The sequence below is a fragment of the Desulfocicer vacuolatum DSM 3385 genome (assembly GCF_900176365.1).
Lineage (GTDB): Bacteria > Desulfobacterota > Desulfobacteria > Desulfobacterales > Desulfobacteraceae > Desulfocicer > Desulfocicer vacuolatum.
In genome coordinates this window covers 18,098-36,418 of sequence record NZ_FWXY01000013.1, presented here as the reverse complement: position 1 = coordinate 36,418, position 18,321 = coordinate 18,098, and the positions used below count along the sequence as shown (strand labels likewise).

Annotated in this window: 14 protein-coding genes and 1 tRNA gene; 8 read left to right on the top strand and 7 right to left on the bottom strand. The window is 48.2% G+C overall.

Annotated features, from left to right (window positions below):
• Positions 1-29 precede the first annotated feature (29 nt).
• Entirely contained in the window at positions 30-1,706 is a 1,677-nt protein-coding gene (locus B9A32_RS12485) for a long-chain-fatty-acid--CoA ligase (protein ID WP_084069781.1), read from the bottom strand.
• A gap of 1,035 nt (positions 1,707-2,741) precedes the next feature.
• Between B9A32_RS12485 and ilvD the strand changes: the two genes are divergently transcribed.
• The 5 genes from ilvD to B9A32_RS12460 all read left to right on the top strand — a co-directional run bounded on the left by ilvD (position 2,742) and on the right by B9A32_RS12460 (position 10,047).
• The gene (gene ilvD / locus B9A32_RS12480) at positions 2,742-4,415 is read left to right on the top strand and encodes a dihydroxy-acid dehydratase (RefSeq protein ID WP_084069780.1); all 1,674 of its coding nucleotides are present in this window, start codon (positions 2,742-2,744) and stop codon (positions 4,413-4,415) included.
• Position 4,416: 1 nt separating this feature from the next.
• Entirely contained in the window at positions 4,417-6,117 is a 1,701-nt protein-coding gene (ilvB, locus tag B9A32_RS12475; protein ID WP_084069779.1) for a biosynthetic-type acetolactate synthase large subunit, read from the top strand.
• A 123-nt stretch (positions 6,118-6,240) separates the two neighbouring features.
• Positions 6,241-6,738, top strand: a complete 498-nt coding sequence (ilvN, locus tag B9A32_RS12470) for an acetolactate synthase small subunit (RefSeq protein ID WP_084069778.1) — start codon at positions 6,241-6,243, stop codon at positions 6,736-6,738.
• A gap of 151 nt (positions 6,739-6,889) precedes the next feature.
• A complete protein-coding gene (cimA, locus tag B9A32_RS12465) occupies positions 6,890-8,491 on the top strand; it encodes a citramalate synthase (protein WP_084069868.1) in 1,602 nt (533 codons plus the stop codon).
• A gap of 8 nt (positions 8,492-8,499) precedes the next feature.
• The gene (locus B9A32_RS12460; RefSeq protein ID WP_084069777.1) at positions 8,500-10,047 is read left to right on the top strand and encodes a 2-isopropylmalate synthase; all 1,548 of its coding nucleotides are present in this window, start codon (positions 8,500-8,502) and stop codon (positions 10,045-10,047) included.
• 353 nt (positions 10,048-10,400) lie between these two features.
• Here B9A32_RS12460 and B9A32_RS12455 read toward each other — a convergent pair whose 3' ends face one another.
• Together B9A32_RS12455 and lepA are read right to left on the bottom strand one after the other, a co-directional pair.
• Positions 10,401-10,973, bottom strand: a complete 573-nt coding sequence (locus B9A32_RS12455) for a chalcone isomerase family protein (protein ID WP_170923811.1) — start codon at positions 10,971-10,973, stop codon at positions 10,401-10,403.
• Positions 10,974-11,060: 87 nt separating this feature from the next.
• On the bottom strand, positions 11,061-12,854 hold the full coding sequence (lepA, locus tag B9A32_RS12450) for a translation elongation factor 4 (protein ID WP_408607036.1): 1,794 nt from the start codon (positions 12,852-12,854) through the stop codon (positions 11,061-11,063).
• A gap of 156 nt (positions 12,855-13,010) precedes the next feature.
• Here lepA and B9A32_RS21755 point away from each other — a divergent pair, with 156 nt between their 5' ends.
• Positions 13,011-13,148: a hypothetical protein gene (locus B9A32_RS21755; protein ID WP_212637921.1), complete on the top strand. Its 138-nt coding sequence runs from the start codon at positions 13,011-13,013 to the stop codon at positions 13,146-13,148.
• 206 nt (positions 13,149-13,354) lie between these two features.
• On the opposite strand, the gene B9A32_RS12445 is transcribed toward B9A32_RS21755, so the two are convergent.
• Both B9A32_RS12445 and B9A32_RS12435 read right to left on the bottom strand, forming a co-directional pair.
• On the bottom strand, positions 13,355-16,015 hold the full coding sequence (locus B9A32_RS12445; RefSeq protein WP_084069774.1) for a valine--tRNA ligase: 2,661 nt from the start codon (positions 16,013-16,015) through the stop codon (positions 13,355-13,357).
• A gap of 317 nt (positions 16,016-16,332) precedes the next feature.
• The gene (locus tag B9A32_RS12435) at positions 16,333-16,695 is read right to left on the bottom strand and encodes a hypothetical protein (RefSeq protein ID WP_084069772.1); all 363 of its coding nucleotides are present in this window, start codon (positions 16,693-16,695) and stop codon (positions 16,333-16,335) included.
• 208 nt (positions 16,696-16,903) lie between these two features.
• Between B9A32_RS12435 and B9A32_RS12430 the strand changes: the two genes are divergently transcribed.
• Together B9A32_RS12430 and B9A32_RS12425 are read left to right on the top strand one after the other, a co-directional pair.
• Positions 16,904-17,662 carry a 16S rRNA (uracil(1498)-N(3))-methyltransferase gene (locus B9A32_RS12430; protein ID WP_139795815.1) on the top strand — a complete coding sequence of 253 codons (759 nt, stop codon included), beginning with the start codon at positions 16,904-16,906 and terminating at the stop codon, positions 17,660-17,662.
• 35 nt (positions 17,663-17,697) lie between these two features.
• Positions 17,698-17,773: transfer RNA gene (locus tag B9A32_RS12425), tRNA-Phe, on the top strand.
• Between the two features lie 58 nt (positions 17,774-17,831).
• Here the strand turns inward: B9A32_RS12425 and B9A32_RS21750 are convergent.
• On the bottom strand, positions 17,832-18,134 hold the full coding sequence (locus tag B9A32_RS21750) for a hypothetical protein (protein ID WP_212637920.1): 303 nt from the start codon (positions 18,132-18,134) through the stop codon (positions 17,832-17,834).
• 18 nt (positions 18,135-18,152) lie between these two features.
• On the bottom strand, positions 18,153-18,305 hold the full coding sequence (locus B9A32_RS22535; protein WP_408607035.1) for a helicase-related protein: 153 nt from the start codon (positions 18,303-18,305) through the stop codon (positions 18,153-18,155).
• Positions 18,306-18,321: the final 16 nt, after the last annotated feature.

Below are 18,321 nucleotides of genomic sequence, written 5' to 3'. Positions count from 1 at the left end.
GGGACCTGGATTTTTTTAATTTATTGTTTTTATTCACGCTTTAGATCTTTTTTAAGAATTTTTCCCACCGTGGATTTAGGCAGTTCCTCCCGGATCTCAACGGCCACAGGAAGTTTGTATGTTGCCAATTTTCCTTTGCAAAAGTCAATGACTTCTTTGGGGGTCAAATGCGCCCCTTTTTTTAATACCAGAAATGCTTTAATGGACTCCCCCCGGGTTTCATGGGGAATCCCCACACAACCGGCATCCACCACATCGGGATGCCGGTAAAGCACCTCTTCAATTTCCCGGGGGTAAACATTATATCCCCCGGACAACACCACATCCTTAATGCGGTCCACAATATAAAAATACCCTTCATCATCCATTCTGGCCACATCTCCTGTGTGGAGCCAGCCATCTGCAGTGAGTACTTTCCGGGTTTCATCGGGCCGGTTAAGATACTCTTTCATCACCTGGGGCCCCCGGATGAGCAACTCCCCGCTTTCCCCCGGGGGCAGATCAATATCCCCTTTTTCCATATCCACAATGCGGCATTCCACATCGGTGATGGGTAAGCCGATGCTGCCGGGTTTTCGCTTACCATGGAAGGGATTCACATGGGTCACCGGGGTGGTTTCTGTTAATCCATATCCCTCCACAATGATGGAACCGGTGCAGTCCTGGAACTGATTGATCACATCCATGGGAAGGGGGGCACTTCCGGAAAAACACCCTTTAAGACTGGTCAAATCGCTCCGGGCAAGATCCGGATGGTTAAGAATACCAATATACATGGTGGGTACCAGGGGGGCAAAGGTGGGTTTGAACCGGGTAATGGTCTCCAGAAGGGCATCCGGCCGGGGCTTGGGAACCAGAATATTGCCCAGGCCCATATAGATGGCAAAATTCATGGAAGTGGACATGCCAAATACGTGAAAAAAAGGCAGAGCGCCCAGTATAACCTCTTTTCCCCTCTGGAAATGAGGAAACCATGCTTCAAGCTGCTGAACCTGACAGCTCAGGTTTGCATGGGTGAGCACCACGCCCTTGGACACTCCGGTGGTTCCCCCGGTGTATTGATACATGGCAGTATCCTCAAACCCAATATCCGCCATGGTATGATCCGGTTCATGGCGGGAAAGAAGGTCCTTGAACTTAAAGAGGTCTTTTGCCGGTTTAACATCTGCAACCAATCCCCTTTTCTTTGCCACCAGAGGAAAAAGCAGCCGCTTGGCAAAGGGAAGATAATCACCAATGGAAGTATAGACAATTTTTTGAACCGTTGTTTTTTTCCGGAGTTTTACCATGCGATGGGCAAGCAGATCCAGGGTGATCAACACCTTAGAATTGGAATCATTAAATTGATGGGTCAATTCCCGATCCGAATACAAGGGATTGTTCATCACCACAACAGCGCCCAGTTTAAGGGCTGCATGGTACGCCACCACACAGGGAATTACATTGGGAAGCAAAATGGCCACACTGTCGCCTTTTTTAATTCCCAACTGTTTCAAAGCCGCGGCAAAACGCCCCACAGCTTCATGAAGTTCAGCATAGGTCATTTTATACCCTTGAAAAATAAGGGCAATATTGCCGGGAAACTCCGCCACTGTATTGTCCAGAAATTCCGGCATGATAAGGTGCTTGTAATTCAGTGTTTCAACCACCTCCGGTTCATAAAAATCCAGCCATTTTTTTTGTCCATACAACTTTTTGTTATTCAATTAAGTGTTCTCCAGTCCGATTTTTTTATAAAAAATAATTTTAAATGTCACAATTTCAGATATATACAGAATAGTAGAACCATTCAGATATTTTTATGGCATCTTTCATACAACTTCAAAAGTAGTTTACACTTTTTTATCAAGTTTTTCCGGGAAATGGATATATCTGTCTGGAAAGTGTAAACTGGAAAATGAAACATGCCATTTTTATAATAGACTTTCATTATTTATTGTGATGCAGCGCATTATGGCCGTTTATTAGAAACTCAACTTTCGGGCTTCATTTTAAAGCCGGCATTTTTAAATGTACCGATGGGGCCAATGTGCCGACGGGGTCAGGCTTTTGTTATTGATGTTATCGACCAAGGCCTTTGCCAACGAAAAAAGCCTCGATAATGTCAATAACGAAAGCCTGACCCCACCACGAAATGCGAACACCGAAAGTTGAGTTAGAAAATAAAACTTCCGGGCAACCTCAGCAGAACCGGATCAAAATACGGTCCTCCCGTGACAATTATAAGAAAAGAATAGGTTCAAAGATTCCGCTATGTCAAGATAATTCCCCCCTTTATTGTGCCATAATATTTTTTTACCTTGACATATATTTTTGCCTACTGTAGGGAATTAAGTTATCCATAGGTATGGATGATATTAAATATCCATGGCGATTGAACAGCTTTTTGTTCAACAGAATTTAAAAGTACTGAAGCAGGCAAATCCCATTTTATGACGGGCATGCCCGCAGCAGAAAGAATATTTTCCGATTCATCGGAATTCCCCCTTAGAGAAAAAGAAAAAACATGATCAATATATTTATTCTTAACGTGCTACTATCTGTCATTCTTGTGGAGGTGATTATTATCACCCGGCAAAGAAAGGGCTGACTGTGGCATAAGCATTAAGAATTATTAAAAAAGCCGTTATCAGCCCCAGCGCTGATAACGGCTTTTTTTAGTTTTATCAAACTTAATTTGGTCCCGGAGATCCAAAGAGACCTGAACAGATTCAAAAATGTTTTAAAGGAGAAAGCATATAATGAGAAGTGACATAGCAAAAAAAGGCATTGCCAGGGCACCCCATAGAAGTCTGATGAAAGCAGTGGGGTTCACAGATGAAGAAATTAAAAGACCCCTGGTGGGTATTGCAAACTCTGCCAACGAGCTGATCCCCGGGCATATGCACCTTGACACCATTGTTGAAGCTGTTAAGGCCGGCATCCGCATGGCCGGGGGAACTCCCATGGAATTTTCCACCATTGGGGTGTGTGACGGTATTGCCATGAACCACGCGGGTATGCATTACTCCCTGGCCAGCCGGGAACTCATTGCCGATTCCATAGAGGTCTCAGCCACGGCCCACCCCTTTGATGCCATTGTCATGGTACCCAACTGTGACAAAATTGTTCCAGGCATGCTCATGGCCGCAGCCCGGCTGAACATTCCCGCCATCTGCGTCAGCGGCGGTCCCATGCTGCCGGGAAAACACCCCCATGATCATAATAAGAAAATAGACCTCATCTCCGTGTTTGAAGCCGTGGGAGCGGTGAGTGCCGATAAAATGGCAGAAGAAGAACTCACCCTCATTGAAGATGCCGCCTGCCCCACCTGCGGATCCTGTGCAGGAATGTTCACCGCCAATTCCATGAATTGTCTCACCGAAGCCATTGGCATGGGGCTGCCCGGTAACGGCACCATTCCCGGTCCCATGTCCGAAAGAATCCGACTGGCCAAACAGGCGGGCATGGCCGTGATGGAATTATATCAACAAGATATAAAACCCCTTGATATTTTAACGGAAAAAGCATTTAAAAACTCCCTGGCCGTGGACATGGCTTTGGGCTGTTCCACCAACACAGTGCTTCATTTAAAGGCCATTGCCCATGAAGCAGGGCTTAATATTGAGCTTGATCTCATCAACGAGATCAGTAAAATCACCCCCCATCTATGCTCATTAAGCCCCGGGGGCAAAGACCACATTGTGGATCTTTACAATGCCGGCGGCATTGGCGCTGTCATGAAAATACTGCTGGAACAGGGCCTGGTTCAAGGGGACTGCATCACTGCCACGGGAAAATCCCTTGCTGATAATCTTAAAGGGGTCACCGTAAAAGATAAAAATATAATCCGCCCCTTTGATGATCCCTATCACAAAGAGGGGGGACTTGCCGTTCTTTTTGGCAACATTGCCCCGGAAGGATGTGTGGTGAAACAATCGGCCGTGAAACAAGAGATGCTCACCCACCAGGGTCCGGCCCGGGTGTTTGATTCCGAAGAAGCTGGCACAGAAGCCATCCTCTCCAACAGCATTAACAAAGGTGATGTCATTGTCATCCGCTATGAAGGCCCTGCAGGGGGACCCGGCATGAGGGAAATGCTCACCCCCACCTCGGCCATTGCCGGCATGGGGCTTGACGGTGATGTGGCATTGATCACCGACGGTCGATTTTCCGGCGGGTCCAAGGGCGCATCCATTGGCCACATTTCTCCGGAGGCCATGCAGGGAGGAACACTGGCTGCGGTGATGGAAAATGACCAGATTAAAATTGATATTCCGGGAAAATCCATTGAGCTTCTGGTGTCAGAAGAAGAAATCAATCATCGTCTTTCCCAATGGAAAAAACCGGAACCCAAAATTAAAAAGGGATACATGGCAAGGTATGCACGGCAGGTCAGTTCCGCCGGCAACGGTGCCATCTTAAAGGAGCAATAAAATGAAACTCACAGGCGCACAGATCCTGATAAAAATGATTAAAGAACAGGGCGTGGACACCATTTTCGGATATCCCGGAGGGGCTGTCATTGATATTTATGATGAACTGGAAAACCACAATGATCTCCGTCACATCCTTGTCCGCCATGAACAGGCAGCGGTTCACATGGCAGATGCCTATGCAAGGGCCAAGGGCGGCGTCGGGGTGGCCCTGGTGACGTCCGGCCCCGGTGCCACCAACACCATCACCGGCATTGCATCGGCTTACATGGATTCCATCCCTGTTGTGATTTTCACAGGTCAGGTTCCCACGGCCCTCATCGGCAATGACGCCTTCCAGGAAGTGGACATTGTGGGCATCACCCGGCCCTGCACAAAGCACAACTATCTGGTAAAAGATATCAAAAAGCTGGCCAAAATCATTAATGATGCCTTTTACATTGCCACATCAGGCAGACCCGGACCGGTGCTTGTGGATCTTCCCAAGGATATCATGGCAGCCACCATTGAATTTGAAGACCCGGGAAAGGCAAAACTGCGCTCCTACAAACCCACCTATGATCCCAATAAAAAACAGCTGGCCAAGGTGGTGAAACTCATTAAAAAGGCAAAAAAACCGGTGATCTTTGCCGGAGGAGGGGTGGTGCTGTCCAAAGCGTCCCCGGAACTCACCCAGCTTGCCCGCACCACCCAAATGCCGGTGACAGCCTCCCTCATGGGGCTGGGGGCCTTTCCCGGATCTGATCCTCTGTGGATGGGCATGCCCGGCATGCATGGCACCTACCGGGCCAACATGGCTGTTACCAACTGTGATCTCATGATCTCTGCCGGGGTTCGATTTGATGACCGGGTAACGGGCAGAACCGATAAATTTGCCGCCGGTGCCACCATTGTTCAAATTGACATTGATCCCACGTCCATCCATAAAAATGTTGAAGCCACCTGCCCCATTGTGGGGGATTGCAAAATCAGCCTGGCCTTGCTCAATGAACTTCTGGCCAAAGAAGATCCGGAAGAAATTAACGGAAGCACCATGAACCGACAAGAATGGATTGACCAGATTGCCCAGTGGAAGGCCACCTCTCCCCAGCGGTTCACCCAGGGACCTGATGTGATCAAACCTCAATTTGTCATTGACACCCTTCACGAACTGGCCGGCCCCAACGCAATCATCACCACAGAGGTGGGTCAAAACCAGATGTGGACGGCCCAGTATTATCACTTTGACCATCCCAACCATTTTATCACCTCCGGCGGACTTGGCGTCATGGGCTTTGGTCTGCCCGCCGCCATTGGTGCCAAGGCCGCCTGCCCGGATCAAACAGTGGTGTGCGTGGCAGGGGACGGCAGCATTCAGATGAACAGTCAGGAACTCATGACGGCCATTGCTGCGGACCTGCCCGTTAAGATTGTCATTCTCAACAACCGATACCTTGGCATGGTGCGCCAGTGGCAGGAACTGTTCTACGACAAACGCTACGCCTCCACCAACATGGAAATGACCCCGGACTTTGTAAAACTTGCCCAGGCCTATGGAGCCACCGGATTAAAAACCGACAAACCCGAAGATGTGGCATCCATCCTCAAAGAAGGATTAAATCTGCCGGGCACCGTGATCATGGAGTTTTTGGTGGAACGGGAAGAACTGGTATATCCCATGGTACCCGCCGGTGGTGCCATCAACGAGATGCTTCTGGTGTAAAAGCATTTAACATATATGAAAAATGGTATTATACCGCCCCGACGTCTGCTCTGTCCGGAATGAAAATGTCGGGGAAGATTTTTACATTTCCAGGCTAAATTGCAAAGACAAAAGGCTTAACCAATGAAAATTGAAAAACATCTACTCTCCATCCTTGTGGACAATGAGCCGGGGGTTCTCTCCAGAATTGCCGGACTGTTCAGTGGCAGAGGATACAATATTGAAAGTTTAAGTGTGGCCCAGACAGCCGAGAACCAGAAATTGTCCAGGGTCACCATGGTCACCAACGGTGATGAGCATATCATTGAGCAAATAAAAAAACAGCTCCATAAATTAATCAACGTCATCACGGTGAGTGATCTCACAGAAAAAAAATATGTCCAAAGGGAACTGATTCTTATAAAGGTCCATGCAAGACCGGAACTCCGGGCGGAAATACTCAGAATCGTTGATATCTTTCGATGCCGGGTGGTGGATGTGGGGCCGGACCACTACACCATTGAAATGTCAGGAGACGAGGGCAAGCTTGAGGCGTTCATTGATCTTTTAAAGCCCATGGGAATCATTGAAACCGCCCGCACAGGCTCCATTGCACTGGGCAGAGAAAAGAAAAAACTTTAATGGTTCAAGTTGTTTCTGTCAAAGAATATACCGGTTGATGGTTTTGTTTTCCGGTATATTCTTTTCCGTCAACGGCCTTAACACAAGCATGGCAGATACGATTGAAAACCCCAAGGAGACCTGCCATAAAAAGCAGGAAAAAAAGAGTCCCATGAAAACAGTAAATTTATACGACACCACCCTCCGGGACGGCATGCAGGGGGAAAATATCTTTTTCTCCCCTGAAGATAAGATCAAAATTGCCCTTCGACTTGACGATATGGCAATTCCCTATATTGAAGGCGGATGGCCCGGTGCCAATCCCAATGCCATGCGTTTTTTTGAACTGGTGTCCCAGACCCAATTTAAAAACAGTAAAATCACAGCCTTCGGCTCCACCCGGAGGCCCCATACCCCTGTGGAGAAAGACGACACTCTTAAAGCGTTGATAAGCTGCGGTGTGGGAACAGTGACCATTTTCGGCAAATCATGGGATCTGCATGTAAACATCATGGAAATTACCCTTGAGGAAAATCTTGCCATGATCCGGGAAAGCGTTGCCTTTTTGATGGATCATGACCGGGAAGTTTTTTATGATGCAGAACATTTTTACGATGGGTATCTGGACAATCCGGAATATGCCATGAAAACCCTCAAATCTGCTGTGGACGGCGGTTGCCGCACCTTGATCCTTTGTGATACCAACGGCGGCACCCTGCCCCATGATATTGAAAAAATCACCCGGGATGTGGATAAAGCCCTCCAGAAAAGCTTTCAGGAACCCATTGCCCTTGGCATCCATGCCCACAATGACTGCGGCATGGCCGTTGCCAATTCCGTCACAGCTGTTCGATGCGGGGCCACCATGGTCCAGGGTACCATCAACGGATATGGAGAACGGTGCGGCAACGCAGATTTGACAGCCGTCATGCCCATACTTCGATTAAAACTCCAGATGAACTGCTGCTCCCTGGACAATTTAAAAAAACTGAGACCGCTGTCCCGATTTGTCAGTGAAACTGCCAACATGACCCCCTTGAACAGCCGTCCCTTTGTGGGACACAGCGCCTTTGCACACAAAGGAGGCATCCATGTCAGTGCGGTGATGAAAGAGGCCAGGGCTTACGAACACATGGACCCCGTCCTGGTGGGCAACGCAAGGCGGGTACTGGTGTCGGAACAGTCGGGAAAAAGCAACATCAAATATAAAGCCCGGGAAATGGGCGTGGCCATTGACGGAGACAGTCGAAAACACCATGGCATTGTCTCCAACATCAAGGAACTTGAGGATGAAGGGTACCAGTTTGACGTGGCAGAGGGCTCTTTAAAAATCCTCATGGAAAAACTCACTGGACAATTCCAGCCCCATTTTGATCTTGAATCCTTTCGGGTGACCATTGAAAAGGATAAAGAAAGGCCATGCTATGCCCATGCCATGATTAAAATACGGGTGGGGGATACCGTTGAAATCACGGCCGCCGAAGGAGACGGGCCTGTGAGTGCCCTGGATAATGCCCTTCGTAAAGCCTTGACCAATATATTTCCTGATCTTAATGCCATGCATCTGGTTGACTTTAAGGTGCGTGTACTGGAGGGAGATGCAGGTACCAATGCAAAGGTCCGCGTCATTATCTCATCCAGGGATGAAAACGATATTTTTAACACCATCGGGGTTTCCGAGGATATCATTGAAGCCAGCTGGCAGGCCCTGGCCGACAGTTTTCAATATAAGCTTTCTTTACAAAACCAACCAACTGACAACTTAAATACATAGAGGTAATCATGACTAAGGACAATAGAATCATTATTTTTGACACCACCCTCAGGGATGGTGAACAATCCCCCGGTGCCAGCATGAACGAAGCGGAAAAACTGCGCATTGCCACCCAGCTTGAAGCGCTGGGGGTGGATGTCATTGAAGCCGGTTTTCCAGCAGCATCCGAAGGCGATTTCAAAGCTGTTGAAATGGTGGCCAAGGCCTTGAAAAAGACCCAGGTTGCCGCCCTTTGCCGGGCCACGGAACATGATATCAACATGGCCTGGGATGCCGTACGCCAGGCCGTTAATCCCCGCATCCACACCTTTATTGCCACCTCGGACATCCACATGGAGTATAAACTTAAAATGTCCAGGGATGAAGTGGTGGCAGCGGCCGTAAAGGCTGTTTCCCATGCAGCATCCCTCACCCCCAACGTGGAATTTTCCGCCGAAGACGGCTCCCGCAGTAATCCTGATTTTTTGTGTAAAATTTTCGGGGCTGCCATAGAGGCCGGAGCCACCACACTGAACCTGCCTGACACCGTGGGATATGCCATCCCGGGAGAGTTCAGCGATCTGGTGAAATACATAATGAAGAACACCCCCAATATGGATAAAGCTGTTTTAAGTGTTCATTGTCACAATGATCTCGGGCTTGCCACGGCCAATACCCTGGCCGCCATCCGGGCCGGTGCCCGCCAGGCAGAAGTAACCATCAACGGCATTGGGGAGCGGGCAGGCAACACCTCCATGGAAGAGGTGGTGATGTCCCTGAACACCCGTCCCAATTTTTTCCCGGAAACCACCTCCATTGATACCACACGGATCTACCCCACCAGCCGTCTGGTGAGCATGATCACCGGTATTCTGGTGCAGCCCAACCGCGCCATTGTGGGGGCCAACGCCTTTGCCCATGAAGCCGGAATTCACCAGGACGGGGTGTTAAAAAATCCCATGACCTATGAGATCATGAAGCCTGAAACCATCGGCCTGAACAAAAACTCCCTGGTTCTTGGAAAACATTCCGGTCGCCATGCGTTAAATTCCCACATTGAAGACATGGGTTACAATCTCTCCGACGAAGAGCTGGAGATGGTTTTTAAAAAATTCAAGCACCTTTGTGACAGAAAAAAAAGCATCCAGGATGAGGATATTGAGGCCCTGGTAAATGAAGGCGTTTTAAGAAGTTCCCAGGTATTTCAACTGGAATATCTCCATGTATCCACAGGTACAACAGTGTATCCCTGTGCCACAGTACACATGAAAATACATAATCGTACGGTGAAAGGTACCACCGAAGGAAACGGCCCCATTGATGCCGTGTTTGCCACCATTTCAGAACTGACACATACCCAGTCGGAACTGCTGCGCTTTTCCATCAGCGCCCTCACCGCAGGTACCGATGCCCAGGGTGAAGTAACAGTCCGTCTCAGTGAAGACGGCATGGTGGCCCTGGGTAAAGGGGCAGACCCTGACATTCTCACTGCCAGCGCCCTGGCTTATATCAATGGGCTGAACCGACTGGAATACCTCAAAGAAAATCCCACCTCCGTGCGAAAACAGAGTCTGTAAAAACATAAAAAAACCGTTTCCGGAAATAATTTTAATTATCCCGAAACGGTTTTCATATAACTGCCACGGGCAGATCATATTGGGGTTTGACCTGCCCACAATGAAAAATGAAAACCCTAATTATTACAGGGCTTTGGCTGGAGTTTCATATAAACCCACATCTCCTTACGAACACAACGAATATAGGGTCGTAGACGCGGAGCCAAATGGTATTATACCGCCGCCCCCCGATGGGCAATGGTCCCGGACCGGAACTGTAGACAGCTCAATTGTCCGGTTCCTATTGCCCATCGGGGGGTGGCTCTGCTGAGGTTGCCCGGAAGTTTTATTTTCTAATAAAAAAAAAAGTAAAATTACAAGCCCAGATACCCTTTTCTCAATTTTTTATCGGCTTTTTTGCCCAGGCTGTAACGGTAATACATCCGGGCAAAGGAGACATCGCTGATGGTTCCCTTTGTCTTACCGTTCACAATCAGGGTCAGCCCTTTTCCCGGGACATAGATTGATTCTGAAGTGCTGCCGGGCTTCATGTCCTGATCCAGCCAGGAAGCATAAAGCTCAATATTTTTCTGCTGGGCCGCAACCAATTCAGGGGGGTTGGCCTTTGTAATACTTTTAAGAAACCCGTCCTGGAGCTTTTTTGCCGTGGCCTTACTGGTAAGATATTCCAGATAAAAATATTTCACCTGTTCCGATTCAATGGCAGTTTTATAATCGGTGGTGGGGGTTTCCAGATAAAATCCTCCGGCAAACACCTTGATTATGCCCAGGGCCTTTCGCAAAGCCACTCCGTTAAGGGTCAAGGTTTTTCCGTCAACAATTTTTTCTTGGGGAAACGACACCCCCTGGAGCTCTTTTGCCTGAATACCGGGGGTAAAAACAAAGCAAAGCCCTGCCAGCAATAGGATAAATATTCTTTTGGCCACGATACCTTCCTCCTGGTTATAAAATAATAGGTTTAACATCATGAACACCGTTTATCCTATAGCAATTTATAGCAGAGGTGGCCAGTATTATTTACCGGATTTAAGCACTGACAGAAAAGCGGACTGGGGAATCTCCACAGCGCCCACCATTTTCATGCGCTTTTTTCCTTTTTTCTGTTTTTCCAAAAGTTTTCGCTTTCTGGAAATATCGCCGCCATAACATTTGGCTGTAACATCCTTTCGATATGCAGACACGGTCTCCCGGGAGATAATTTTTCCTCCGATGGCCCCTTGGATGGCAATTTTAAACATCTGACGGGGAATCTCCTCCCTGAGCTGTTTACAGGCATTTCTGGCACGGTCCACAGCCTTGTCCCGGTGCACCAGCTGGGACAGGGCATCCACACGTTCCCCATTGACCAGAAAATCCAATTTTACAAGATCAGTCTCCTGGTATCCTGCAATTTCATAGTCAAAGGAGCCGTATCCCTGGGTGACACTTTTCAGGCGGTCATAAAATTCATACACCACCTCGGCCAGGGGAAGATCAAATTTCATCTCAATGCGGTTGCTGGTGAGATATTGATAATTGGTACTTACCCCACGATGTTCCAAACACACCTGCATCACTGCTCCCATGTATCTGTCCGGAATAATAATGGCGGCCTTGATAAAAGGCTCCCGGGTCTTCTCTATTTCCATGGGATCGGGATAAAGGGCCGGATTATCAATGATTTCAACGGTGCCGTCACTGCGGGTGATCTCATACTGCACCGACGGTGAGGTAAGGATCAAAGATATATCATACTCCCGTTCCAGCCTCTCCTGGACCACTTCCAGGTGAAGCAGCCCCAGAAAACCGCACCGGTAACCAAATCCCAAGGCAGCAGAAGCATCTTTTTCAAATATCAAAGAGGCATCATTGAGCTTTAATTTTTCCAGGGCCTCGGTGAGTTCCGCATAATCATCGGAAGCCACAGGATACATGGATGAAAAAACCACGGGATTGGGTTCTCTGAATCCGGGCATGGGCTGGACACAGGGGTTTTCCGCAAGGGTGACGGTATCGCCGCAGCTCACATCTCGGATGGTCTTGATACCGGCAATGATATATCCCACCTGCCCGGCTTCAAGTTTATCCATGGGTTTTCTCACAATTTGAAACAGCCCCACCTCCTCCACTTTATACTGGGAGTTGTTGGATAAAAAGCTTATTTTATCCCCTTTTTTGATGGTACCGTGGAAAATACGAACATGGACAATGGTACCGCGGTAGGGGTCGTAGTGGGAATCAAATATCAATGCCTGCAAAGGGGCATTACTGTCCCCTTCAGGGGAGGGCATTAAATTTACGGCAGCCTCAAACACCGCTTCCACGCCCTGCCCTGTTTTGGCAGAAACCTGGAGAGCTGAGTCCCCGTCAAGGCCTAAATCTTCATCAATTTGATCCTTGGCCCACTCAATTTCAGCCGAAGGCAGATCAATTTTATTGATCACCGGCACAATCTCCAAATCATGCTCCATGGCAAGGTAGATATTGGCCAGGGTCTGGGCCTCCACCCCCTGGCTGGCATCCACCAGCAGGAAGGCCCCTTCACAGGAGGCCAGGGCCCGGGAAACCTCATAGGAAAAATCCACATGCCCCGGGGTGTCAATAAGGTTCAACAGATAGGTTTCACCATCCGCTGCGGTGTAAGGCAAGGTCACCGTCTGGCTTTTAATGGTGATCCCCCGTTCCCGTTCAATGTCCATGGAATCGAGCATCTGGTCTTTAAAGTCTCGGTCTGACACAATTTCTGCCAGCTGAATCAATCTATCAGACAGGGTGGATTTACCATGGTCAATGTGGGCAATAATACTGAAATTTCTAATATTTTCTATCTTTACAGACAAGTTAACCTCAAATAAAACATTGATATTATTGGGGGTTTGCATCAACAAGATATTGACACCGGAAGATCATACAAAACAAAATATTAATGGATTCTGTGGCACTGATTTTACATCTTGGTTCATTTTTAACAGGTGCGTTAATTGGTGTCAAGAAGGATGCAGATCCCCCGGGAACTCAAATGGGCAATTTTATATGAAATACTCCACAAACCGGGGGGTATTTCAAACTTTGTTGTGGGCGGAGCCGGATCAGAATACGGTCTGCCCGTGGCGGTTATATGAAATACTCCGCAAATCAGAGGGGTATTTCAAGCTTTGTTGTGGGCAGAACCGGGTCAGAATACGGTCTGCCCGTGGCAGTTATATCAAAAAGGCGGCCGGGAATAAGTTAACATCCCCGACCGCCTTGTGATATTTAAACTGCCTGACATTGGTGTTAAAAGCCCTGGAAACCCCAGCTCCGGGGGGGGCAGAACCTATCCCACCGTTTATCCGGCTATTTTATTAATTCGATCCAGATTTTCCCTGAGTTTGTCGTTCTTTTCTTCCAGACCCTGCTGAATTCCCTTGACCTTTTCCACCACATCTTCCGGGGCTTTTTCAAGAAAGCTCTCATTGTTCAGGCGTTTGGAAACAGCAACAAGCTCCTTGGTTACTTTGGCAATCTCTTTGTCCAGACGGGCTGCTTCTTTGTCAAAATCAATGACCCCCATGAGGGAAACATAGATGGATGTTCCGTTCACCACGGCGGTGGCAGATGAGGGTGGGGCCTCTCCCGGTTCTGTAACTTCAAGGGAATCAAGCCGTGCCAGATTTTCGATCATGGCATGGTTCTCTTCAATGATGCGACGTTCACGGGCATCCATGGTCTGCATGCTCACACCCAGCTGCATGGATGGTGGAATATTCATGGTGCTTCGAATGTTCCTGATGCCAGAAATCACACCAAAGACATGCTCCATGTCGCCTTCCACAGCTTCATCTCTTACCAGAAGTTCATTGTCCTCAATCCCGGGGAACCGGGCAGACATGACAGAACCGGATGTGGTGGGAAGTTTTTCCCAGATTTCTTCGGTGACAAAGGGCATAAAGGGGTGAAGCATAACCAATGTGTTTTCCAACACTTCAGAAATAACCGCTCTTACCACCCGGCATCGTTTTTCGCCTTCCTTGCCGTAGAGGGCCGGTTTGGCAGCCTCCACATACCAGTCACAGAACTCATGCCAGGTGAACTGATAGGCCGCACTTGCCGCTTCATTGAACTTAAAGGTTTCAATGCTCTGGTGTACGGCATCTGCCGTGGCCTTGGATCGTGACAATATCCATTTTTCAGGCAGAGACAAAAGGGAGACATCCATTTCACCGGGACCTTTTTCAAGGTGCATCAGGGTAAACCGGGCCGCATTCCACAATTTGTTCACAAAATTGCGATATCCCTCCACCCGGTCCTCGGACATTTTCACATCCCGCCCCTGGGCAGCAAAGGCGGCCAGAGTGAACCTGAAGGCATCGGCACCATACTGGTCAATCACCTTTAACGGATCAATCACATTGCCCTTGGATTTACTCATTTTTTTGCCATGCTCATCCCGGACCAATGCATGGATATAAACATCTTTAAAGGGGACTTCATCCATGAAATGAATGCCCATCATCATCATCCGGGCCACCCAGAAAAAGAGGATATCAAATCCGGTGACCAGGGCATTGGTGGGATAAAAGGTCTTTAAAAGCTGAGTCTGTTCAGGCCATCCCATGGTGGAAAAGGGCCACAGGGCACTGCTGAACCAGGTGTCCAGCACATCGGTTTCCTGGACAAGCTCTTTGGAACCGCAGCTGTCACAGGCGGTGGGATCAACTTCTTCCACCATGATTTTACCACAATCCTTACATGTCCACACCGGAATGCGGTGTCCCCACCAGATCTGCCGGGAGATGCACCAGTCCTGGATATTGTCCATCCACTCAAAATAAGTTTTGGACCAATTTTCAGGGATGATACGGGTTTTTCCCTCCCTTACGGCATCTGCCGCCTCCTTGGCCAAGGGTCCCACCTTTACAAACCATTGCTTGGAAAGGGACGGCTCCACCACGGTTTTACAACGATAACAATGGCCCACGGAATTCTTAAGGGGCTCTTTTTTCACCAGAAACCCTTCGGCTTCCAGGGCCTCAAGGGCTTGTTTACGGCACTCAAATCGTTCCTGGCCGTTAAACCGCCCTGCCCCGTCGGTCATGATACCGTCATCGTCAATGACTTTAATACTTTCCAGATTATGGCGATTGCCCAGATGAAAGTCATTGGGATCATGGGCCGGGGTCACTTTCAGGGCACCGGTGCCAAATTCTGTGTCCACATAGTCATCCCGGATAATGGGAATCTTACGGTCTGTGAGGGGCAGACACACATGGGTTTCTGTGAGATCCTGATAGCGTTGATCATTGGGATTAAGAGCCACTGCCGTATCCCCGAACATGGTTTCCGGCCGGGTGGTGGCCACCACAAGCCCACCTTCACCACTTTCAAAGGGATAGCGGATGTGATAAAGAAAGCTGTCCTGCTCTTCATGATCCACTTCAAGGTCGGACAAAGCGGTTTTACACCGAGGACACCAGTTGATGATATAAAGGCCCTGGTAGATGAGTTCTTCCTTGTACAGCCTTACAAAAACTTTTCTCACGGCATCGGACAGGCCCTCGTCCATGGTGAATCGCTCACGATCCCAGTCACAGGACGCCCCCAGACGTTTCAGCTGATTGATGATGGCACCGCCGGAATGCTCCTTCCACTTCCACACCTCGTCAATGAATTCTTCTCTCTTGAGCTGATCCCGGGTCACCCCTTTTTTTGCCAGATTCTTCTCCACAATATTCTGGGTGGCAATACCGGCATGGTCTGTCCCCGGCATCCACAGGACATTATCTCCACAAAGTCGTCTGTGACGGCACATGATATCCTGTACGGTATTGTTCAGGGCATGACCCATGTGAAGCACACCTGTAATATTCGGAGGGGGGATCACAATGGCATAGGGCTTTTGATCACTTTCTTCATTGGCTTTAAAAAAACCGTTGTCCACCCAGTATTTATACCATTTTTCCTCAATTCCAGAAGGATCATATCCTTTGTCAAGAGAATCAGAACTCATACACTAACTCCTAAAAACGTATTAATAAAAAAAGGGGATACATAGAGTCCCCCTCAAAATCCATTTCATCACGCCATGTACCGCATCAATATACAAACCCGCCGGCAAAACGCTTTATGGGAAACGTACCCCACATCCGTGGGGAGTTTCCATCTTTGCGCACAGATCAAGGTCAAAATACGGCCCTGTAAAAAAACGGCAAAAAAGCCCATGAACCCCATTGCCCAAGGAATGAACTGCCGGGTACGGCATATTTTTTTCAACCCGTGTATTTTAAAAAAAGTACTCCTTACAAGGGGCCTTAACCTCCTGGGTCTTCAGCCCAGGGGGATTGTTTTTTCTGTAAGGACCTTTAATAAACTATTTTTAATGGCATCCATCTCTTTTGTCACCACTTTTTCAATCACCTCGGAAAACAGCGCATCCATGCGATGGCCATATTTTTCCTCAATGATTTTTTCCAGTGCCCGGCAAACCTGTTCATGGGAAACCGCTTCATCACCGGTAACGGTTTTCTCAATGACAGGTGCTGATGGGTCATCGTCCTGAATGGGCTCAGTCAATTCAATGACATCATCAAGAGATTCGTCTTCGTCAACAATCTGGGTCAATTCAATGATTTCCCCATCAGGGTCAAAATCTTGAACATCATCCAATTTCAGGTCTTCCGGATTTACCATGAAAACTCCTGACAAGCTGTTGACACCAGCTCATTTTAAAATTATTGTTCACTCCAAAACATAATAGAAATATCAAAGGCGCGTTTTTGTGTCAAGTCCTGTCAGTGAACCTGAATCAACCGGACAATGCAAAGGCACACCCCGGGGCAAAGCCCACCCAGGCTATCACCTGGGTTGTTGCCCCCAAATCAGGTTAAAAGGAAAGCCCATGCATCGATTTTACATCCCCCGGCAAAATATCTCACAAAACACCGCTTTCATAGAAGGACAGGATGCCAGACACCTGACCCAGGTCCTTCGGCAAAACATTGGAGACCGTGTGGAACTTGTCCATGGGGACGGCACCTGCTGGGAAGCCTGCATTGTATCCATGGATGCCGGGAAAGTTGAACTGTCCCTCTTATCCCGGACAATTTCCCGGGGGGAATCCCCTGTGTCCATCACCGTGGCCCAGGGAATGCTCAAGGATAAAAAAATGGATATGATTATCCGCCATCTCACAGAGCTTGGTATTACCCAATGGATTCCCTTTTTTGCCCACCGCTCCATCCCCCGGCCGGATCCCAAAAAGCTTTCAGCCCGGGTGGAAAGGTGGCAAAGAATCTCCAGGGAAGCCATGAAACAATGCAAAAGAAGCCAATTGCCCCTTATTGCCCCCCCTGTCTCCTTTGATGCTCTGCTTGGTATGAGCCAAGACCATGATGAAAAAATTGCCTTTTGGGAAAAGGAATCTGTTCCCTTTGGCAACATTGCTATTTCCAAAACGTCTCCCCCCAAAAAAATCATGGTGCTCATCGGCCCCGAGGGTGGATTCCCGGAATCTGAAATTGAAGCGGCCAGGGCTGCCGGTTTTTCAGCCTTTTCCCTTGGTTCCAGAATACTGCGGGCCGAAACCGCTTCTTTGACGGCCTGTGCCCTTGTGCAGCACTATTTTGGAGATCTTGGCAAAAAAGCCCTTGACACATAGGGGCCATTCAACTATAACGTCATTGTTTTTGACGGGCCCAGGTAGCTCAGTCGGTAGAGCAGGGGACTGAAAATCCCCGTGTCAGCAGTTCGATTCTGTTCCTGGGCACCACAAAAAAAGAGTTGTCATCCTTAAAGGGTGCAACTCTTTTTTTGTTTGTGCTGTTAAATCACCATGGTTGGCTGAGCTTGTTTATAATATCCCTGCGGGAAAGGACTTTTGCACATCGTTCCCAGAGATGGGTTTCGGGATTAAGGCTCGATTGATATTTTATGGAAAAAGCATTCTGAGCTTTTCTTCTTTCGTGCATATACGCATCCATTCTTTCTTTTAACTTTTCTTCCTCATCTATCCAATCGTCGTCTATGGTGTCTGGAATACTCCCAAAAATGTCGTAGGTATCTTTTAAACGTTCGGAAAGGACATTATAAATTTTTTCGTCCTGGGTGCCGCTATAAACCAAGTTTACCATATCCACAAATTTTCTGGCCTAACCAAACCGTTTAATTCTCCCCAGACGCTGTTCAAGCCGGGATGGATTCCAGGGCAGATCGATATTAATCAAGGTACCAAGGGTTTGAAGATTCAATCCTTCACAAGCAGCATCAGTGGCCACAACAATTCGGATATCTCGACTCTTTATTGCTGCTTTTCATGGT

Coding starts and splice junctions, on each gene's coding strand:
- ilvD (WP_084069780.1), top strand. CDS start 2,742: ATGAGAAGTGACATAGCAAAAAAAGGCATTGCCAGGGCACCCCATAGA.
- ilvB (WP_084069779.1), top strand. CDS start 4,417: ATGAAACTCACAGGCGCACAGATCCTGATAAAAATGATTAAAGAACAG.
- ilvN (WP_084069778.1), top strand. CDS start 6,241: ATGAAAATTGAAAAACATCTACTCTCCATCCTTGTGGACAATGAGCCG.
- cimA (WP_084069868.1), top strand. CDS start 6,890: ATGAAAACAGTAAATTTATACGACACCACCCTCCGGGACGGCATGCAG.
- B9A32_RS12460 (WP_084069777.1), top strand. CDS start 8,500: ATGACTAAGGACAATAGAATCATTATTTTTGACACCACCCTCAGGGAT.
- B9A32_RS12445 (WP_084069774.1), bottom strand. CDS start 16,015: ATGAGTTCTGATTCTCTTGACAAAGGATATGATCCTTCTGGAATTGAG.
- B9A32_RS12435 (WP_084069772.1), bottom strand. CDS start 16,695: ATGGTAAATCCGGAAGACCTGAAATTGGATGATGTTCAAGATTTTGAC.
- B9A32_RS12430 (WP_139795815.1), top strand. CDS start 16,904: ATGCATCGATTTTACATCCCCCGGCAAAATATCTCACAAAACACCGCT.
- B9A32_RS21750 (WP_212637920.1), bottom strand. CDS start 18,134: ATGGTAAACTTGGTTTATAGCGGCACCCAGGACGAAAAAATTTATAAT.